General features: G+C 40.0%; 17 protein-coding genes. 9 read left to right on the forward strand and 8 right to left on the reverse strand.

The window, feature by feature from the left end; translation table 11 throughout:
• Positions 1–7 precede the first annotated feature (7 nt).
• On the reverse strand, positions 8–883 hold the full coding sequence (locus MKL62_RS17000) for a metal-dependent hydrolase (protein WP_000991228.1): 876 nt from the start codon (positions 881–883) through the stop codon (positions 8–10).
• A 120-nt stretch (positions 884–1,003) separates the two neighbouring features.
• Here MKL62_RS17000 and MKL62_RS17005 point away from each other — a divergent pair, with 120 nt between their 5' ends.
• From MKL62_RS17005 to MKL62_RS17025, 5 genes are all read left to right on the forward strand, one after another.
• Positions 1,004–2,053 (forward strand): AraC family transcriptional regulator, encoded by a 1,050-nt coding sequence (locus MKL62_RS17005; protein WP_001155165.1) that lies wholly within the window; start codon positions 1,004–1,006, stop codon positions 2,051–2,053.
• A gap of 244 nt (positions 2,054–2,297) precedes the next feature.
• A complete protein-coding gene (trpA, locus tag MKL62_RS17010; RefSeq protein ID WP_000088561.1) occupies positions 2,298–3,101 on the forward strand; it encodes a tryptophan synthase subunit alpha in 804 nt (267 codons plus the stop codon).
• The gene (gene accD, locus MKL62_RS17015) at positions 3,098–3,994 is read left to right on the forward strand and encodes an acetyl-CoA carboxylase, carboxyltransferase subunit beta (RefSeq protein WP_001071168.1); all 897 of its coding nucleotides are present in this window, start codon (positions 3,098–3,100) and stop codon (positions 3,992–3,994) included. Before trpA ends, accD begins: the two co-directional genes overlap by 4 nt.
• On the forward strand, positions 3,991–5,277 hold the full coding sequence (gene folC / locus MKL62_RS17020) for a bifunctional tetrahydrofolate synthase/dihydrofolate synthase (RefSeq protein WP_005127966.1): 1,287 nt from the start codon (positions 3,991–3,993) through the stop codon (positions 5,275–5,277). Before accD ends, folC begins: the two co-directional genes overlap by 4 nt.
• Complete coding sequence (locus MKL62_RS17025; protein ID WP_004833953.1) at positions 5,268–6,338, forward strand: SPOR domain-containing protein; 1,071 nt, start codon at positions 5,268–5,270, stop codon at positions 6,336–6,338. Before folC ends, MKL62_RS17025 begins: the two co-directional genes overlap by 10 nt.
• 19 nt (positions 6,339–6,357) lie before the next feature.
• Here MKL62_RS17025 and MKL62_RS17030 read toward each other — a convergent pair whose 3' ends face one another.
• The 3 genes from MKL62_RS17030 to MKL62_RS17040 all read right to left on the reverse strand — a co-directional run bounded on the left by MKL62_RS17030 (position 6,358) and on the right by MKL62_RS17040 (position 8,691).
• Complete coding sequence (locus MKL62_RS17030; protein ID WP_000714606.1) at positions 6,358–6,936, reverse strand: dual specificity protein phosphatase family protein; 579 nt, start codon at positions 6,934–6,936, stop codon at positions 6,358–6,360.
• Positions 6,933–7,745, reverse strand: a complete 813-nt coding sequence (locus MKL62_RS17035) for an MBL fold metallo-hydrolase (RefSeq protein WP_023060604.1) — start codon at positions 7,743–7,745, stop codon at positions 6,933–6,935. The genes MKL62_RS17030 and MKL62_RS17035 overlap by 4 nt, the downstream gene beginning before the upstream one ends.
• 304 nt (positions 7,746–8,049) lie before the next feature.
• The gene (locus MKL62_RS17040; RefSeq protein WP_000175334.1) at positions 8,050–8,691 is read right to left on the reverse strand and encodes a peroxiredoxin; all 642 of its coding nucleotides are present in this window, start codon (positions 8,689–8,691) and stop codon (positions 8,050–8,052) included.
• A 407-nt stretch (positions 8,692–9,098) separates the two neighbouring features.
• Here MKL62_RS17040 and secA point away from each other — a divergent pair, with 407 nt between their 5' ends.
• Together secA and MKL62_RS17050 are read left to right on the forward strand one after the other, a co-directional pair.
• A complete protein-coding gene (gene secA / locus MKL62_RS17045) occupies positions 9,099–11,822 on the forward strand; it encodes a preprotein translocase subunit SecA (protein WP_000881342.1) in 2,724 nt (907 codons plus the stop codon).
• Positions 11,823–11,952: 130 nt separating this feature from the next.
• Positions 11,953–12,396, forward strand: coding sequence for a hypothetical protein (locus MKL62_RS17050; RefSeq protein ID WP_000757176.1), 444 nt, complete (start codon positions 11,953–11,955; stop codon positions 12,394–12,396).
• A gap of 66 nt (positions 12,397–12,462) precedes the next feature.
• Here MKL62_RS17050 and MKL62_RS17055 read toward each other — a convergent pair whose 3' ends face one another.
• On the reverse strand, positions 12,463–13,773 hold the full coding sequence (locus MKL62_RS17055) for an MFS transporter (protein WP_000446415.1): 1,311 nt from the start codon (positions 13,771–13,773) through the stop codon (positions 12,463–12,465).
• A 134-nt stretch (positions 13,774–13,907) separates the two neighbouring features.
• Positions 13,908–14,549, reverse strand: coding sequence for a PAQR family membrane homeostasis protein TrhA (gene trhA, locus MKL62_RS17060; protein WP_001984806.1), 642 nt, complete (start codon positions 14,547–14,549; stop codon positions 13,908–13,910).
• 126 nt (positions 14,550–14,675) lie between these two features.
• Here trhA and MKL62_RS17065 point away from each other — a divergent pair, with 126 nt between their 5' ends.
• Positions 14,676–15,887 carry a class I SAM-dependent methyltransferase gene (locus tag MKL62_RS17065; protein ID WP_025469988.1) on the forward strand — a complete coding sequence of 404 codons (1,212 nt, stop codon included), beginning with the start codon at positions 14,676–14,678 and terminating at the stop codon, positions 15,885–15,887.
• A gap of 12 nt (positions 15,888–15,899) precedes the next feature.
• Entirely contained in the window at positions 15,900–16,319 is a 420-nt protein-coding gene (locus MKL62_RS17070) for a GNAT family N-acetyltransferase (RefSeq protein ID WP_000278746.1), read from the forward strand.
• Positions 16,320–16,348: 29 nt separating this feature from the next.
• Here MKL62_RS17070 and MKL62_RS17075 read toward each other — a convergent pair whose 3' ends face one another.
• Both MKL62_RS17075 and MKL62_RS17080 read right to left on the reverse strand, forming a co-directional pair.
• Positions 16,349–17,209, reverse strand: coding sequence for a patatin-like phospholipase family protein (locus tag MKL62_RS17075; RefSeq protein ID WP_004739882.1), 861 nt, complete (start codon positions 17,207–17,209; stop codon positions 16,349–16,351).
• Between the two features lie 15 nt (positions 17,210–17,224).
• A complete protein-coding gene (locus tag MKL62_RS17080; protein ID WP_001280986.1) occupies positions 17,225–17,479 on the reverse strand; it encodes a hypothetical protein in 255 nt (84 codons plus the stop codon).
• Between the last annotated feature and the right edge of the window lie 163 nt (positions 17,480–17,642).

A 17,642-nucleotide genomic window follows, 5' to 3' on the forward strand; every position in this document is an offset into this window, starting at 1 on the left:
AAGCAGGTTATAAACCTGCTTGCCAAAATGCTTCACCCGCTGCAATAGGGTCATTTGTCTTTTCGAGTGTTTCAATCCAAACAGGATACTGACGAATAACAGGATGCTGGCTTGGATGAAAATCTTTTTTAAACCAATCCATATATTGTTTTTTCATAGCTGTTAATGTGCCATTTTTGCCAAAGAACCAAGGTAAACCTTTAAGGTTCATCAAAAGTCTTTCTCTTGGACTGAAGCCATCACATTTCAACATGATGTTGGTGCGATAGAGTGTAAAGCCAAACATCAGTACGGTCGTAAGAACCAAGACAAAACGACGAGTCGACTCAGGAACTTCACCCACCTGTTTCATGACATCAAAAGCTACATCGCGGTGTTCCATCTCTTCAATCGCATGCCATGCAAACAAAGCTCGAACATAAGGATGAGCGTTTTCTAAAGTTTTTTTATGGCTATAAAAGGTTTCTGCCATTAACGCTGTTAAATGTTCAGCGGCAGCGGTCATGGCAATATTATATTGTGGTGAACGTTTTGTTAGTTCAAAGCGGAAAATCTTTTTAAGGGTGGTTGTGAACTGGTCAACAGGCATGCCTTGCTCTTTCATGAGCTGATTCATTTTGTCATGTGCAATACCGTGTTGAGCTTCTTGTTTAATAAAATCCGCAACTCGTTTTTGTAGTTCAGGGTCATCAATTTTATCGCGGAACATACGCACACATTCAATGAAGTAACGCTCTCCATCTGGAAAGGTTAAGCTGAGTGCATCAAACATACGAGTTAAAAAAGGGTCATTGTTAAACCAAAAGCGAGGTGCTTCGTTTAAATGAAAATCGAGATCTTTACGAACTACTGGTTCGACCTGATAAGAAACATGTGCGTTCATCTTTTATTTCTCGCAACTATAACCTTTTCATTAGTATGTCGCGATTGATCGGCTTTGTTTTGACAGTTATCGCCAATTTTTATACAGTTTGCGACAAAATGGCAGTAAAAAGGACGCGCCATGCAAGAATTTACTATCTCAAATGGTTACTTCTACCTTTGGAATACGTATTTAAAAGAAAAAGGAATAGATTGGCAGACACTTAATTTAAGTGAAATTCAAACACGCCAAGTCCAAAATATTTTATCTGCTTCTATAGATGCTCAATCTTCTTTAGACCTTTTTATTGAACTTTTAGAGATAACTGAAACGCGATTACATGTGACTAATTTGGCTTTAGAGATGGCAGCCTGTATTACCCCTGCCAACTTTGGGGTCTTGGGTTATATGGCGTCCAGAAGTGATACCTTAGGTCAAGTGGTGGAGTATATTGCAAAGTTTCATCGTTTGGTCATTGATGGTGCACAGGTTGTCCCTATACAAATTGAACAGGATGCCTCCAAAATTCGCCTATATTGGCCTTTGGTCGACGACAGTAATATTCTACTAAGTGAGCTGACCTTGGCTGCAATGGTACAGCTTGCTAAACAGATTGCCCCTGTACATGAGTTTCTTTTACAGCATGTAGAGTTCGTACACCGAGCACGTGGGGCAGTAGTTCACTATCAACGTTTCTTTCAGTGCAAATTGTCATTTGAGCGGCCTTACTATGCATTAACTTTTGCAAGTGAAAGTTTAAATGTTCGCCCTCAACATGCAGACCCAACTTTAGTGCAACTTTTGGTGAAACAAGCTGAAGAAGCTTTGGTTCAGCGGAAAATACATGCCGATTTAGTTCAGCAAATACATTGGATCGTACAGGAATACTTTAAGCATAAGCAGCAAGCGCCCAAAATAGAAGATATTGCCATCGAGCTGAATGTTTCTGTTAGAAGCTTGCAGCGCCAATTACAGGCATTAAACACTTCATTTAAATTAATTTTAGATGCTGAGCGTATGAAACGTTGCGAGATATTGTTAAGTCAAAATGAAAGTCTGACTGCAATTGCCGACCAGTTGGGTTATTCGGATCAGTCTGCACTAGCAAGAGCATATAAAAATTTAACAGGGCAAACATTATTAACTCGAAAAAAGCAATTACAGCTCATCCAGAAAAATGCAACGAAATAGAATTTTGGATGCTTTTTTGCTCAATTTGTAAATCAATAATGGCCCAAAAATAGGAAGCTTTGATCATTGAGAAAAGTTTCAAAATATTGATAAATGTACGCCATGGGTTGTATGAATCATACAATCGAATATCGCCATAACGTTAGACCTGTTCAATGAACAAAAAATAGCGTTAAAATGCGGTGTTCTTGTATTTCTACAAACAACTCCTCAATTTTAAATAATTCAAGGAAAGCACAACCCTATGTCACGTCTTGCCACCCGTTTTGAAAAGCTGCAGTCCCAACAACGTAAAGCGCTTGTATCTTATGTCATGGCGGGTGATCCACAGCCACAAGTAACGGTGCCGTTACTTCATAAAATGGTTGCGGCAGGAGTAGATGTCATTGAGCTTGGTTTACCATTTTCAGACCCGATGGCTGATGGTCCGGTAATTGCACTTGCTGCTGAACGCGCACTTGCGGCTGGGACGAACACCTTAGATGCGTTGAACATGGTAAAAGAGTTTCGTGAGCAGGATCAGGAAACACCTGTAGTTTTAATGGGTTATCTTAATCCTGTTGAAGTGATTGGTTACGAGAAGTTTGTTTCTTATGCGAAACAATGTGGTGTAGATGGCTTATTACTTGTGGACTTACCACCGGAAGAGTCAAAAGAATTTGGTGCAATCTTGAAACAACATGATATGGACCAGATTTTCTTACTTGCACCAACTTCAACTGATCAACGTATTCAACACGTAGCGAATCAGGCAAGCGGGTTTATCTACTATGTTTCACTCAAAGGTGTAACAGGTGCAGCGACTTTGGATACTTCTGAAGCGGCTGCACGTATTGAAAAAATCAAAGGTATGACTAACGTTCCAGTTGGCGTTGGTTTCGGAATTAGTGATGCTGCTTCAGCGAAAGCGATGGGTAGTGTTGCAGATGCCGTGATTGTAGGTAGTGCTTTCGTTAAATCTTTTGCAACGTTGGCAGCTAATGAAGCTGTTGAACAGACGGTGAATAAAGTCAAGGAGCTTCGAGCAGCGCTCGATGAGTTAGTATGAATCAAGAAGTGAAATCAGGGAAAGTTCTTAGCCCTTCGACGCCATGGACACAGCGTCCAGTTCCAGGTATTGAAGTTGCAGATGAGCAACAGACTCTCAAAGCAACATTTACTGAGCCAACTATTGAGTGCCCTGAATGTCATGCTTTAGTGACACGTACAGCAATATCTTTTAATGCGTATGTATGTCCACAGTGTGACGAACACTTACGAATGAAAGCTCGCGATCGCTTAAACTGGTTCTTCGACAATGTTGTGGCTGAATTAGGTCAAGAGTTTAGCGCGAAAGACCCATTAAAGTTTGTTGATAGCAAACCGTATCCAGATCGTATGCGTGAAGCGCAAACTAAAACTGGTGAAACGGAAGCTTTAATTGCCATGCAAGGTAACTTAAATGGCGTAGATATGATTGCATGTGCTTTTGAGTTCGACTTTATGGGCGGCTCAATGGGTACTGTAGTAGGTGACCGTTTTGTTAAGGCAGCTGAACTTGCAATTGAAAAACGTCAGCCATTAATCTGCTTTGCAGCTTCTGGTGGTGCACGTATGCAAGAAGGTATGTTGTCACTTATGCAAATGGCGCGTACTTCTGCTGCAATCCAAAAATTAAAAGATGCAGGCTTACCTTATATCGTGGTGTTAACACATCCGGTATATGGCGGTGTAACAGCTTCTTTAGCAATGTTGGGTGATATCCATATTGCAGAACCTAAAGCAATGATTGGCTTTGCCGGTAAGCGTGTGATTGAACAAACTGTACGTGAAACACTAGAAGAACCGTTCCAACGTGCAGAATATCTGCTTGATCATGGTGTGGTCGATCAGATTGTTCATCGTCATGCTTTACGTGATACTGTATCTCGTCTTGTATCAAAATTGATGAACTTACCTTGAAACAACAAGCTCCACTTTCAACAGACTCTTTAGATACATGGCTCAATTATTGGAGCCATGTTCACGTTACAGGGATCGATCTTGGTCTGGAACGTGTTATTCCCGTAGCAGAAAAATTAGGCGTGACTAAACCCAACGCCAAAGTTTTTACTGTTGCTGGAACAAACGGGAAAGGTTCAACCACAACAACGCTTGCGTCTATATTAAAAGCACAAGGGTACAAAGTTGGGTTGTATCAATCACCGCATATCTATCGTTTTAACGAGCGAGTCAAATTAGGTGGAGTTGAAGTTGATGACCAAAGCCTGATTGATGCTTTTGTACAAGTTGATCAGGCTCGTCGCGAATGTGATTTAAGCCTATCTTTTTTTGAAGCAACCACTTTGGCTGCTTTTGTTATTTTTAAACAGCAACAATGCGATGTATGGGTTCTTGAAGTCGGTTTAGGTGGGCGTCTTGATGTTGTCAACGTCATTGACCCTGATATCGCCGTGATTACCAATATTGGTCTTGACCATACAGATTGGTTAGGCGATACCATCGAAAAAATTGCTTTTGAAAAAGCAGGTATTATCCGACCTCATATTCCTGTCATTTTTGCAGGTGAGCAATCTTTACCTCAAGCGATTCAAGATAAGGCAAATAGCTCACAAGCCACGCTATACGCGATTAATAGAGATTATTTTTATAAAATCGCCGATGATGGAAAACATTGGTATTTTGCAAGTGAAGGAACCACTTTAAGGTTGCCGCTTGGTACACTTGCAATCGAGAATATTGCGGGAGCAGTTGCGGCCGTATTAAATAGCGGACTTGAAATCTCGCAACTAGCGCTAGAGGAGGGCATTACAAATGCCCGCTTGGCTGGACGCTTCGAAGTGCGCCAAGTTAATGGAAAAACCATTATTTTTGATGCCGGACATAATCCTCATGGTGTTGAATTTTTGTTAAAGCAATTGCGAAATTTCTTAGAATACAATAAACAGTACACAGAAGTTGTCGCAGTATTTTCAATGCTGGCAGATAAAGATATAAAATCAGTAGTCGATTTGTTGAAACCTACTGTTTTACATTGGAAAATTGCTGAGTTGAATGTGCCGCGTGCTGCACCGATTCAGCAATTGAATGACGCCCTGCAAGGCCAGACAATACAACAATTTGGCAATATCAAAGAGGCTTTTAAATCAGCGCTTGAGCAAACAAATAACAATCAGCTGATTTTAGCCTGTGGTTCGTTTCATACTTTAGAAGCGATTTGGGAGTATTTGGAAGAATGTCAATGAATAACAAACAACGCTGGATGGGTGGCGTTGTTTTATTAGGTGGTGGTGTTTTATTGGCAGCATTACTTCTAAAAGGAAATGAAGAAATAAAACAGGTAGATGTTCAACCCCAAACTTCAACATCACCGAAATTACAAGCTAAGCCAAAGCAATCAGCACAAGAAGGGCAGATGGTACAGCTACAGCCACTTGCAGTTGATGTTGAAACAGAAAAACGTCTTCTTGAAGAACAGCGCCGTTCTCGTGAAAAAGCTGTAGCAGAACAAGAGGCTCGTGCTGCCGAATTCTTGGCTATGCAACAACAGGCAGAAGCGGATGCAGCTCGTAAAGCTGCTGCTGAATATGCCGCGATTAATGCTCGCCGAGCTGCTGCACAAGAAAGTTCCGATAATATTCCTCCTGAAGTCGCGGGTAGTGAGAATAAGGCAAAAGGGCAGCAAACTGATACAAAAAAGTCAGTAGATCTGGCTAAAGCGGATGCAGATAAAAAAGCTGCTGAAGCGAAACGCTTAGCTGAGGCGGATAAGAAAGCAGCTGAGGCAAAACGTCAGGCAGAAGCAGACAAGAAAGCAGCAGAGGCTAAACGCCAAGCAGAAGCAGATAAGAAAGCAGCTGAAGCGAAACGTCAGGCAGAAGCGGATAAGAAAGCAGCAGAGGTGAAGCGCCAAGCAGAAGCTGACAAAAAGGCTGCTGAAGCGAAACGTCAAGCAGAAGCAGACAAGAAAGCAGCTGAAGCGAAACGTAAGGCAGAGGCCGAGAAAAAAGCTGAAGCAGAGAAAGCACGTGAGTTGCTTGAAAATGGTGATAAAAAATGGATGGTACAAGTTGCATTGGCTGCTAACCAAGCAAATGCAGATGCTGTAGTCTCTAAATTACGTGCAAAAGGCTATAAGGTTACGACGAGCCCAACCAGTAAAGGTATCCGTATTATGGTTGGTCCTGCAAAAGATAGAGATACGGCAGATACTACACGTAAGAAAATTACTTCTGACGCCAGTTTAAATATGAAGTCAGCTTGGGTGATTGACTGGGTGCCTTTAGATCAGCGTAAGTCAGATTAAATTTTATTCTGAAATCTAATTAAGATGGATTCGACAGTTGCTGTTGAATCCATTTTACATTTTCAGGGGTAAATAAACGGTCAATATTCTTCCAAATAATATGATAACCATAACCCCCTTGTTTCATTTCTTTCACTGCATCATCAATTGCCCAGTTTTCAAAAATAATTCGATACATGGCGACGCTGGCCCCTGTACGGTCTGAACCATGATAGCAATGTAGTAAAACACGTTGATTATTTTGCTTGGCAAGTTGGATTTGCTGCATAACTTCTAATAAATCTTGTCGATCAATTGCCCATGTATTAATCGGAATATGAACAAGATTAAAGTTTTCATTTTTAAAGACTAAATCATCTGATGCTTTGGCTCTTAAGTTAATAATAGTCCCAATTTGATGGTGTTTTAATTCGGGAATCATTGCTGCATCGGGCTGTTCACTCCGGAAAACATCATTGCTAATTTGATAAAAATTATGAGTTTGAGAAACTAAGGTTCCCCAATCGTGAGGTCTGTGCTCATGGGCAATACTTTCGTGTTGCATACACCCTTGAAGGCTTAAACAGACTGCAAATGCAATGAGCGAAAATTTTTTCATGTTTGGTACCGCCGAAGCTCATGGGGGTCATGTGCACAAATGATCTCAATCGTTGGCTCATGTTGAGCCAGATGCTGTAATTTTTTTAGGTTAATAAGACGCTTTTCATTGTCTTCTGCAAATGTCTTTTCTAGAAGGCTAAGGGATCTTAATTTATTTGCTGGATTTAGCTCTAGGTGTGAGTAGTAAGCATCTCCACAAAATAATAACCATTGATTTTGTTGTTTTATCGCAATACCACAATGTCCGGCAGAATGGCCCAATAATGGCACCATTAAAATTTCATCTTGAAATAGGGGGAAACCTTTTACTTTTTCAAGGTTAAACCATTTTTCACCTTGTTGATACTCAACAAAGTTCCAGTACCGATGTTGTTTATATTGATTAGTTCTATAACGAAGCTTGCCTTTAAAATTAGGCAGTTGCGCAGCATTGTATTCAGTGGCTAGCACATGGACAGTGGCGTGGGGGAAGTCTGAAATTCCGCCTGCATGGTCAAAGTCGAGGTGAGACACAAAAATGTGCTGTACATCTTTAGGATGGAAACCCAGTTTCTGAATTTGTTGGATAGCACTGAACTCAAGATTCGGTTCAATTTTCCCCAATCGTTTGACTAAAGAACCAAGGCGCTGTTGCATGTGTAGATAATCTTGTAGGCCAAATCCGGTATCAATCAGTACAAGGCCTCGATCAGTTTCTACCAAAAGACAATGACAAACAATTTCAGCTTTCCAGCCTTTCTGCCCAAATAAAGGTGCACATACAGGGCACATACTGCCGCATTTTAAATGATGAATTTTATGGATCATGATTTTTGTTTTTTGCACAAACTCTTGGGAAGTTATAACTGATCTCAACACTAAAAACCATGTGTATTCATTAATGTAAAAAAAGCCATCGGGTGAGATGGCTTTTGAGATGGAAATATTTGCTCACTTACGTGAGCTGACTGACTTAGAATTTTTTTAATATTTGCCTACGCACTTTGCTTGTCTTGCAGGGGACCTTTCAGACGCTTGCCTACGCACTGCGTTTGTCTTGTAGTCAACTTTTCAGATGCTTGCCTACGCACTGCGTTTGTCTTGCACTTCGATTAACGCCTTGTTAAAGGCTTTAATCTTGCTCAGGCTGTGGCGTAAGGCGTAAATAAGGTTTCACCGCAGTATAACCTTTAGGGAAGCGTTGTTTAATTTCCTCTTCATCTTTTAAAGAAGGGACAATGACAACATCTTCCCCTTGTTGCCAGTTTGCTGGTGTAGCCACTTTATGCTTATCGGTTAATTGTAATGAGTCAACAACACGTAGGACTTCATTAAAATTACGACCAGTCGAAGCAGGGTAGGTGATGATTAAACGAACTTTTTTATTTGGGTCAATAATCACTAAAGAACGGACAGTAAGGGTTTCACTGGCATTCGGATGAATAAAACCGTATAGCTCAGATACTTTGCGGTCTTTGTCAGCAATAATTGGAAAATTGACTGTAGTATTTTGAGTTTCATTAATGTCATTAATCCAGCCTTTGTGGGACTCAACATCATCTACAGATAAAGCAATTGCTTTAACATTACGTTTTTCAAATTCATCTTTTAGTTTTGCTGTATAACCCAATTCAGTTGTACATACTGGCGTATAGTCGGCCGGGTGTGAAAATAAAATGCCCCAACTATCACCTAGAAAATCATAAAAATTAATAGTGCCTTCGCTTGATTCTTGTTGAAAATCAGGGGCTGTGTCGCCTAATCGTAATGTCATGATAAATCCTCAATTGCTTAAAATTTGTTATATGTTGAAATGACTATGCCGCAATTTATTTATTATTAAAATTATTGTTTTTATATTTTATTATGAACTTTTTATATAAGTGTAAATATATATGACCAAAACATATGAATTTATGGGCTGAATCAATGTAACTTTAAGATAAATTTGCTAAATTAGATTTCTCGGAAGTTGTGCTCAATAGATGAGCATTAATGTCGAGTTTTTAGGTGCCAGATGCTTTAAAGGGGCTTAGAAAATGGGTAAAACCATTTGTCTAATGATCAGATTTTTTTTATGGGTTTTGTGCAAACCCCTTGTACTTCAAATTTCTGACACCATAATAAACGACTGAGAAAAAATTTATTCATTTGACCAAGCAAGATTTAGAGAGTTTATCCATGTTGGCAAGTCTGATCGGAGGTATCTTCGGTACAAAAAATGAGCGTGAACTCAAACGCATGCGCAAAATTGTTGAGCAAATCAATGCGCTCGAGCCGACGATATCAGCTTTAAGCGATGCAGACTTATCTGCAAAAACTCCAGAATTCAAACAACGTTATAACAATGGCGAAAGTTTAGATAAGTTACTCCCTGAGGCGTTTGCAGTTTGTCGTGAGGCAGCAAAACGTGTAATGGGCATGCGCCACTACGATGTCCAGTTAATTGGTGGTATTACCTTACATGAAGGCAAAATTGCCGAAATGCGTACCGGTGAAGGTAAAACCCTTATGGGTACTTTAGCGTGTTACTTAAATGCATTAAGTGGTGAAGGCGTTCATGTCATTACTGTAAACGATTACTTGGCACAACGTGATGCTGAGTTAAACCGCCCTTTATTTGAATTTTTAGGTCTAAGCATTGGTACAATTTATTCAATGCAAGAACCAGCAGAAAAAGCAGCTGCCTATCTAGCTGATATTACCTATGGTACCAATAACGAATTTGGTTTTGACTACTTGCGTGACAACATGGTGTTTTCTTTAGCAGAAAAGAAACAACGTGGTTTGCACTATGCCATTATCGATGAAGTCGACTCAATCTTGATTGATGAGGCGCGTACGCCATTAATTATTTCTGGTCAAAGTGAAGATTCTTCACACCTCTATACTGCCATCAATACGATTCCACCAAAATTACGCCCGCAAAAAGAAGAAAAAGTTGCCGATGGCGGACATTTCTGGATTGATGAAAAGCAGCGTTCAGTTGAAATGACTGAAATTGGTTATGAGACTGTAGAACAAGAACTTATTCAAATGGGTTTGTTAGCCGAAGGCGAAAGCTTATATTCAGCTACAAATCTAAACCTCGTTCACCATGTTTCTGCGGCTATTCGTGCGCACTTCCTATTCCAACGCGACGTTCACTATATTATTCATGACGGTGAAGTCATTATTGTGGATGAGCATACTGGCCGTACCATGCCGGGCCGTCGTTGGTCAGAAGGCTTACACCAAGCAGTTGAAGCGAAAGAAGGTTTGGCTATTCAACCTGAAAACCAGACTTTAGCAACAACTACTTTCCAGAACTATTTCCGTCTTTATAAAAAGCTTTCAGGTATGACAGGTACTGCCGATACTGAAGCTGCGGAAATGAAAGAAATTTATGGTCTGGACGTCGTTATTATTCCGACACACCGACCTATGATTCGTAATGACCAGAACGATTTAATCTACTTAAACCGTAATGGTAAATATAACGCGATTATTCAAGAAATTATGAATATTCGTCAGCAGGGTGTTGCACCGATTCTTATTGGTACGGCAACGATTGAAGCCAGTGAAATTCTATCGTCTAAATTGAAGCAAGCTGGTATTCATCATGAAGTTTTGAACGCAAAACAACATGAGCGTGAAGCAGACATTATTGCTCAGGCAGGTAGCCCGAATGCAGTAACAATCGCAACAAACATGGCCGGTCGTGGTACAGATATTATCCTTGGGGGTAACTGGAAAGCGAAACTTGCCAAACTTGAAAATCCTACCCCTGAAGATGAAGCGCGTCTAAAAGCGCAATGGGAACAGGACCATGAAGATGTATTGCAAGCAGGTGGCTTGCACATTATTGGTTCTGAACGCCATGAATCACGCCGTATTGACAACCAGTTACGTGGTCGTGCGGGCCGTCAGGGTGACCCTGGCGTTTCTCGTTTCTATTTATCTCTTGAAGATGACCTCATGCGTATTTTCGCAGGTGACCGTGTCGTTGCCATGATGCGTGCAATGGGGCTTAAAGAAGATGAAGCGATTGAACACAAAATGGTAAGCCGTTCTATCGAAAATGCGCAGCGTAAAGTTGAAGCACGTAACTTCGATATTCGTAAAAACTTACTTAAATATGATGATGTGAATAATGAACAACGTAAGATCATTTATTCACAACGCGATGAAATCCTAGCTGAAAATACTTTACAAGAATACGTTGAAGAAATGCATCGTGAAGTCATGCAGGCGATGATTGCTAACTTTATTCCACCAGAGTCAATCCATGACCAATGGGATGTGGAAGGTTTAGAAAATGCTTTACGTATTGATTTGGGTATTGAGCTACCAGTTCAAGAATGGCTAGAACAAGATCGACGTCTTGATGAAGAAGGCTTGGTTGAACGCATCAGTGATGAAGTGATTGCGCGTTATCGTCAGCGCCGTGCACAAATGGGTGATGAATCTGCAGCAATGCTTGAGCGTCATTTCGTTTTAAATTCTCTTGATCGCCATTGGAAAGATCATTTGGCTGCAATGGATTATTTACGTCAAGGTATCCACTTACGTGGCTATGCGCAAAAAAATCCTGAGCAGGAATATAAAAAAGAAGCATTTAACTTATTCGTGAACATGCTGGGTGTAATTAAAACTGATGTTGTAACTGATCTGTCTCGCGTACATATCCCAACACCAGAAGAGCTTGCAGAAATGGAAGCTCAACAGCAGCAACAAGCAGAAGCAATGAAGCTTTCTTTTGAACATGATGATGTGGATGGATTAACAGGTGAAGTGACCGCTTCTCAAGAAGCACTTAATGATTCGGCTACTGAACAACAAACGTTCCCTGTACCTGAAAGTCGTAATGCTCCATGTCCATGTGGTTCTGGTTTGAAATATAAACAGTGTCACGGCAAAATTTAATTTGTGTTATAAAAAAAGCAGAACGATTGTTCTGCTTTTTTTTCGTTTGTAGTAAGCCTGTGAATAATGTTTGCAGTTTTAAGCATTAAATGCTATTTACTTCTCATCCAGAGTGTATGTTGGAAAGACAATGAAAAAAGTATTACAACCTTTATTTTTAACTGTTCTTGCTGTGCCAAGTTTTGTTTTCGCAGCAGAAACAGCTTCAGCCCCTCAAACCACAACGGTTGATAAAGTACTTGCGGCAAAAGGCCCAACTTCGGCTCAGGCTGTAGTGAAACAAGAAAATACGACGGTGATTAGCCCTCGTACAGGTATTCGTTACACATTGGGTAACACGGGTAATCGCCCAATCATTTTACAAACTGCTGCGATCGCTCCAGCAAACTCTGCAAATATTAACCGTATTGTTGCAAGTAACCCAGCTCTATCTCCAAAGAGCCAAGAAAAAGCAAAAGTTGCATTAATTGGTGAAGCTGCTGTTGCTGGTGCGGCAGCAGTTGCAGCGAATAATGTAACTACCCCGGCTGTACCAAACAGTGTTACACCTGCAAATCCTGCATCATTGAACTAAGTTCTATATATAAAAAAGCCGGTCAATTTTGAACCGGCTTTTTTATATCAGGGTGTTTGAAAATATTTAAATCTGATTATTTACATCTACATTTTTTGTTTCGCGTATTAATAAAAACGCGATTAATGATAAAAGTGATGCTGCTGTAAGATAATAACCAACTGCATATAAACCATATGTTTCAGCAAGTTTAGTTGCAATAAGCGGTGCAAAAGAAGCACCAAAAATACCAGCCAAGTTAAACGTTAAAGCTGAACCCGTATAACGTACTGAGGTTGGGAAAATTTCTGAAAGGACAGTACCAATTGGACCATAGGTCAAGCCCATAATTGCTAAGCCAGTACACAAGAACAAAAACACAATGAGTGTATTTCCAGACTCTAACATACTAGAGAAAAACAGTCCGAAAATTGCAGCAGCAATACATACACCAATAGAAGTAGCTTTACGGCCAAATTTTTCTGCAAAAATGGCAGAAAGAGGGATAAAGGCTGCAAAGCAAAGGGTTGCAAACAATTGAAGTTCTAAGAACTCACCACGCGCATAGCCTAGTCTGGTTGTTCCCCAGTTAAGTGCGAATACTGTAGTTAAATAAAACACAACGAAGGTACAGATTGCTGCAATCGTACCGAGAATAAGTTTGCCCGTGTGTTTTGTCACCACTTCTTTAAATGGAATATTAACTTCTTTTTGCTTATCTAAAACCTTCTGGAAAGCAGGGGTCTCATGAAGTTTTAAACGAATGTATAAGCCAACAATAACCAAGACAGCACTTGCAATAAAAGGAATACGCCAGCCCCATTGCATGAATGCTTGCTCAGGAATAGCAGCGCTTAGAAGTAAAAATGAACCAGTTGCTAAAATAAAACCGATAGGTGCGCCAAGTTGAGGGAACATGCCATACCATGCACGTTTGCCTTCAGGTGCATTTTCTGTAGCAAGTAAAACAGCACCACTCCATTCACCACCTAAGCCTAATCCTTGTCCTAAACGGCATAAGGCGAGCAATAACGGTGCGACAATTCCAATCTGAGCATAGGTTGGTAATAAGCCAATACATACGGTTGAGATACCCATAGTGAGCAATGCTGCCACCAATGTTGCTTTACGACCTATACGATCTCCTAAATGCCCAAATAGTGCTGCACCGATAGGACGGGCAATAAAGGCGATTGCAAAAGTTGCAAGTGATTGTAAGACTGCGGCACTACCACTACTGGCAGGGAAAAATAGGTGTGGAAAAATGATAACGGCAGCAGTTGCATAGATATAAAAGTCGAAGAACTCAATGGTTGTACCGACTAAACTTGCAAACAAAACCCGTGTTTTCGAATTGGTGGCTACTACAGGAGCAGCAGTCGCAGAGGTTGACTCCATATAAGTCCTTATATCAGTTAAAATTTATTTTTAATTTACTATTCTCTTTAAAGGCATATTTTTCTTAAAAGAATAGCGTGAAAGAACATCATCCATGACTCTTTCAGGATCACTGAATATGAGTGAAAAATGGACTAAACAACGTACCAATAGATAGCAAGAAAGTGTGCACCTGCACCTAAAAGCACAAAAATATGCCATATCGCATGGGTATATCTTACCTTTTTTAACGCGTAAAACAATGCTCCAACGGTGTAAGCTAAACCTCCAGTAATCAATAACATCAAAGTATCTTTGCTTAAATAGGTTCGCATATCATCCATTACAAAAACGGCAAGCCAACCCATAAGAACATAAGCAAGTAGCGAAATTTTCTGAAAACGGTGAATAAAAACTAACTTGAAAAGTGTACCAATTGCAGCAATGCTCCAGAGCGCAATAAGTAAAATATGAGCTTTTTGTGTAGGTATAGCAATGCTTAAGAACGGGGTATATGTTCCAGCAATTAAATAATAAATAGCCGTGTGATCGAGTTTTTTATACCAGTAACGTAAATTTTGTGTTTGTGCAAAATGATAGAGAGTCGAGCTAGTAAACACGAGAATTAAGCTAAAAGCATATACCCATAAACCTATCCACTGGGCAGTGGAAAGATAAGATCCTTTTATAATTAAAAAGACAGAGGCAATTACTGCCATAACCACACCAGCGCCATGGCTGTAGGCATTAAAAAGTTCTTCTTTTGGGTCGTAGGTTTCTAACACCGATTTACTCATAAGTTTATTTTTTGATTAAAAATACAAATGTATAGAAATACAAAACAGTCGTAAAGTTATTTTATTTTTAATCCTATACCCTTTAAACTTTCACTTTATATGAGTCACCATTTTTTAGGTATATCAGTGTCGGTTTTCTCCTTTGAGCAAGAACAGCAATTCTTTCATGAAATCAAACAAATGCTTGATCAGCAGACTTTTGAGCGTTTGATTTTGAGCCAATATAAAGGAGAGTTGTCACAGCTGGAAAAAATTACTTTCCGTGTTGTGGAGCTACATGGAAAAAAACAACTTTCCGCGCTATATCATTATAGCACCCAAGATGTGACTAAAAATTATTCATTCGAAGATGGCTTAGAACAGATTGCAGCACTGATTACGCAATGCAAACAAGCGAATTTATTTTCAACGCATCAAGAAATCCAGCTTAAAAAAAATAAGAAAAAAGCCATGCTTAATATGGGTAAAAAGCAAAGCATGACTACCGCTCCAACTGTACAAGCGCATGATCGTGAGAAACAGCGTTATGTACAGCAGAGTAGTGCATTTTTAAAAGAGCTGGGTATTACTGATGAGAAAGCTCAAATCATTCCAAGCATGGCTCGTAAATGGAAGCAGATTAATAAATTTATCGAAATTTTTGAGAGCGCATATGAGCAGATTGATGCTGAGCAAAAAGAGTTAAATATTGTCGATTTTGGTTCAGGAAAAGGTTATTTAACTTTTGCTTTGTATGATTATTTACAAGAACAACAAAAGATTCCGCTCATTACGGGTGTAGAGCTGCGCCGTAACTTAGTGGAGTTTTGCCAGAACGTTGCAGAAAAAGTACATTTTAATCATTTAGACTTTTTTGAAGGTGACGTTCGTAGTTATCAGCCGGAAAAGCTGGACGTTATGATTGCTTTACATGCATGTGATATTGCGACTGACTTTGCTATCCATACGGGAATTCGCTTAAATGCTTCGATGATTATGTGTGCGCCGTGCTGTCACAAAGAGTTGCGTCCACAACTACGTAGCCCTGAAGTTTTACAACCCATGCTACAGTTTGGTATTCATGCGGGACAACAAGCCGAGATGTTGACCGATACCTTACGTGCGTTACTTTTAAAAGCATATGGTTATGAAACTAAAGTTTTTGAGTTTGTATCGCTTGAACACACCAGCAAAAATAAAATGATTTTGGCGACTAAACGCAAAAACGTGACACAACCTGATGCCAAGATTATGGCTCAAATTCAAGCATTGAAAGAAATGTATGGAATTAAAAAACAGACTTTGGAATTGTTATTACAAGACCAGTTGCCGATCGAAAATATTGGCTGCAAATGCTAGGAAGGTGAGTGGATGTATAAAGTTATAGCGGGTAGTTGGACGCAGTTTGAGGAAGATGCAAAATACATCCGTGAACAAGTCTTTATTCAAGAGCAAGGCATTGCACCCGAAGATGAATGGGATGATTTTGACAGCACCGCTATGCACTTTATGGTGTATGACAAAGAGCAGCCTATCGCTACAGCACGTTTGTTGCCACAGCATAGCGTAGGGCGTGTTGCTGTTTTAATGCTTTATCGAAAGCAGGGTATAGGTAAAATTCTAATGCAGCATATTATTGAATATGCGCGCCAACATAAATTGCCTTATTTAAAGCTTTCCGCGCAAACCTATGTGACGGCTTTTTACGAAGCTTTAGGTTTCAAAGTGCAGGGTGAAGTGTACCAAGACTGTGGTATTCCACATATTGATATGACTTTAGCGTTAAGTTGAGATTCCTTTTTAGAAATCTCAACTTTGAACTACTTCATCGCATTCCAGTTTTCGATGGCTTGTAAGCCTGTTTCCAAACCAACTTCATAACTGTAACGAAGCTTTTTCGGATTTGTCGTTAAACGCCCTGCCATATTTTTAAGAGGCGGTGGACATACCTCTAAAATTTGCTGTTCTGGGTTACTGCTACGAACAAATTCAACTGAAGCATTATAACGGGCACAGCGGTTACGCAAACTATTTGCAAAACCATAATGGTGTTTAAAAGCATATTTCGCAAGGAATTGGTCGCCTCGGCTACTGGCTTTAAAATAGTTCTTCGGACGAGTACGTAAAACTAATAGCTTTTTGACACCACTTTGCTGAGCCGCCCAGCGAACGGGTAGAGCATCTGCAACGCCGCCATCAAAGTAGGGTTCACCCATAATATCGACGGGATGACGAGTTAAAACCGGAATTGAGCTAGAAGCACGCAGTGCATTTAGCAAATTATCTTTACCAGCACGAAGATACTCAGCATGACCAGTTTTAGCATGCGTCAATACCATATAAAAATCTGGATTTTTGGCAAAAAGGCTCTGTTGATCGAGAGGATGTTCTTGCTCGCCAATTTCCCACATCCATTTTAAATCGAGTAAATCACCACCTTTAAAGAAGCGTTTGTAATCGATAAATTCAGGACGTAGTGAATGATCAATATAGAAGGTTAAGGTGCGACCCTGTTGGCCTGTCAGGTAGTTAGCTACATTGGTCGAACCAGAAGATACGCCTACATATAAATCAAAAGGGTTGAACCGTTGTTGTAGAAAAGCATCAAGTACACCACTGGTAAAGGCACCACGCATGCCTCCACCTTCTACAACCAGTGCATTGCGAGAAAAATCTGTCATTTGAAAAATATCTGATTACTGATGTGAATGCTGATGTTCTTGCATGTCCATTTCAGGCATATTGTCATGCTGAGTTTGCTGATCTGTTGATTTCTCAGCTTTTTGCTGCATTTCATGCTGTTGAGCTTTGCGTTGTGCTCCTGGCATATAGTCAGGCTCATTACTCATTGCTAAATAGAAAAAGCCAAGGAAGATCGCACTTAAAACACCGACGATTAGAACAAATTTCCAGCCTAAAATTGCTGATTCGGAAGAATTTTTATCGGACATAAGGATATCTCGAATGTGCTGTAGAAGCACAGAAATGAAGTCTATTTATAGCATATTTAGGTATAAGGCTGAAATCTTAAAGGTTATAAAGAAAAACCCATATAAATAAAATATATTTATATGGGTAAGGTTTATGCAATTTTTAAATATTCAAGAGCGCTAA

This window comes from Acinetobacter sp. AOR01_HL (assembly GCF_027855455.1).
Taxonomy (GTDB): Bacteria; Pseudomonadota; Gammaproteobacteria; order Pseudomonadales; family Moraxellaceae; genus Acinetobacter; species Acinetobacter baumannii.